At 39.9% G+C, this 2,725-nt stretch carries 3 protein-coding genes; all 3 read left to right on the top strand.

The window, feature by feature from the left end:
* Window positions 1-479 (top strand): penicillin acylase family protein (locus AAC037_RS23155; protein WP_339905968.1); only part of this gene is annotated, 479 nt, incomplete at its 5' end.
* Window position 480: 1 nt separating this feature from the next.
* Complete coding sequence (locus AAC037_RS23150; RefSeq protein WP_339905966.1) at window positions 481-843, top strand: hypothetical protein; 363 nt, start codon at window positions 481-483, stop codon at window positions 841-843.
* A 286-nt stretch (window positions 844-1,129) separates the two neighbouring features.
* The coding region (locus AAC037_RS23145) for a bifunctional alpha,alpha-trehalose-phosphate synthase (UDP-forming)/trehalose-phosphatase (protein ID WP_339905964.1) at window positions 1,130-2,725 on the top strand (1,596 nt) is incomplete at its 3' end.

Here is a 2,725-nt window from a genome sequence, read left to right as displayed (position 1 = left end):
TCGCCAACCTTACAAAAAATGAGCCCAATGGAGTCTGGTTTGATGATGCCAAAACCAAGGCGAAAGAAGGAGCTTCTTTTTGGATCAATATAGGTTTTCTAGGGATGGTGGAAGAGATGGGGGAACTTACTGTAGGTAAAGATTCGATCAGCTGGTCCACCTATAAAAACACTCATATAAGCCATTTGATCCCCAATTTAACTCCTTTTGGAAGGTATAATATTCCCATTGGAGGAGGGAAAGGTATTGTCAATGCTTCGGCTTCAGACTGGGGTCCGGGTTGGAGAATGATTGTAGAGATGGGGTCGGAAATTAAGGCAGTTGGCGTTTACCCCGGAGGACAGTCAGGGAATCCCGGTAGTAAATACTATGATAATCTAGTAGATGCATGGGCTTCCGGAGAGTATTTAACCATAGGCTTGCGGGGTAGGAATAAAGCAGCAGGCGATTTGTTTTATACAAAATTTAGCCCAGATTGATATGAAATTTATCATACACACACTAGTTATTGCGCTTATCGCTTTTCTATTGGGTTCAATTGTTCCTTATTACGTAATGATGATACTTATAGGGGCAGTGTCGGCCTGGTTTAGAGGAGCAGCTTTTCTTGCTTTCATAGCAGGAGCCATAGGGGTTGCGAGTGTTTGGGTCATCGCCCCATTGGTAATTTGGTCAGTTTCCGGATCGGATCTACCCGATAAGTTTTCTCAGATAATGGGTTTTTCAAATGGAACAATTTTAGTAGGAATTACCGGCGTTATGGGTTTTTTGATAGGAGGCTCTAGTGCATTGACCGGTAATTTTTTAGGGAAATTATTTAGGGAAAGAAATGCCGGATACTGAGGCAATTAACGGAAGTACATAAGGCCTGTAATTTATTTGGTGGTTTTTATTTCCTTTCAATTTGATTATATTAGAAAGGAAATAATACCCAAAATGACATTTTTCCCCGGGATATTCACTAAAAGGATTGATTCTTGTTAAGAGAAGAAGGGTTAGTCAGGAGCTTTAGGTAAACCAAATAGACTAATGATTCAATCGAGGCAATTGACTTTCTATTTTATAGATTCAGGTTAAAAGTAGTATACACTTTTGTAAAAATTTTTAAAATATAAACCAACACAATAAAATGTCAAAAACAATTATCGTTTCAAATAGGCTACCGATTAGTTTGCAGCATAAAAACGGGAAATTTGAATTTAAGCCAAGTGCCGGTGGTTTGGCTACAGGCTTGGGTTCAATTTATAAAGAAGGGGAGAATATCTGGATAGGCTGGCCGGGAAATGACGTGGAAGATGAGGGGCAGCGGCAAGAGGTGATTGATGAGCTTATAAAATTGAAAATGGCTCCAGTATTTCTCACTAAAAAAGATGTGGAGTTGTATTATGAGGGATTTAGTAACGAAACCATATGGCCTGCCTTTCACTATTTCACCCAACATATTAATTATGAGGATGAATATTGGGAAGCATATTGGAATGTAAACAAGAAATTTTGCGATGCCATTTTAGCCAAAGCAAGTGATGATGATACCATTTGGGTACATGATTACCAGCTCTTGTTACTCCCTATGATGTTGAGGAAAAAGTTGCCCAATGCAACCATTGCCTTTTTTCAGCACATTCCATTTCCTTCTTACGAGATCATGCGAATGCTCCCCTGGAGGAAACAAATGCTTGAGGGAATGGTTGGGGCAGACCTGATAGGCTTTCATACCTATGATGACATGCGACACTTTTTAAGTGCCGTGGGAAGAATCTTGGGGCTTTCCAATGAAAGTGGGTTTATTCAAGCAGATAATAGGTTGATAAACGTGGATGCTTTTCCGATGGGGATCGATTACGAGAAATTTGAAAAAGCAGCCATCAGTCCAAAAACCCAAAATTTCGTAAAGAAATTTAAGCAAACCTTGGGAGACCAAAAATTGCTGATAACGATAGATAGGTTGGATTATTCCAAAGGAATACCTAACCGAATAAAAGTTTTTGAAAAGCTTTTGGATGAAAATCCCCAATACAGAGGGAAAGTATCCATGATAATGGTGGTGGTCCCTTCCAGAGACCAGGTACAATCTTATCAAACTTTAAAAGAAGAAATCGACACCTTAGTTGGGCACATCAACAGTAAATTTTCAACCTTAAACTGGGTGCCCATTCATTATTTCTACCGCAGTTTCCCTTTCAATGAGTTAAGTGCTTTTTACAGTATGTCCGACATCGCTTTGGTGACGCCTCTAAGGGATGGAATGAACTTGGTGTGTAAGGAATTCGTAGCCAGCAAAACCGATAAAAAGGGAGTGCTTATTCTCTCTGAAATGGCCGGAGCCAGTAAAGAATTGGTGGATGCTATTTTGGTCAATCCAAATGATCAGGAAGGGGTAACTAGTGCCATTGTAGAGGCACTATCCATGGATGAGGAAGAGCAGGAAGTGAGGATAAATTCCATGCAGGCAAGTTTGAAAAAATACGATATTTTTCAGTGGGTCAAGGTGTTTATGGACAGGTTACAGTTTGTGAAAGAGAAGCAAGCTGATTTGGAATCAAAAGCCCTTGATAAGAAAATTATTGCCCAAATGAAGAAGGCATTTGATGCCGCTAAAAAACCATTACTATTTTTGGATTATGATGGTACATTGGTTGGGTTCAAGGGAAGGCCACAAGATGCTTACCCAGACGAGGAGTTGAAAGTATTGGTTGCTAAACTGGCGAAAAAATGTCAGACAGTG

Source organism: uncultured Cyclobacterium sp., assembly GCF_963976465.1.
In the GTDB taxonomy this organism is placed as follows: domain Bacteria; phylum Bacteroidota; class Bacteroidia; order Cytophagales; family Cyclobacteriaceae; genus Cyclobacterium.
Note: the sequence above shows the minus strand (reverse complement) of the source record. Positions and strands in the feature narration are given on the sequence as shown.

Excerpts from the sequence above, each read along its gene's own strand:
- AAC037_RS23150 (WP_339905966.1), top strand. The coding sequence starts at position 481 with ATGAAATTTATCATACACACACTAGTTATTGCGCTTATCGCTTTTCTA.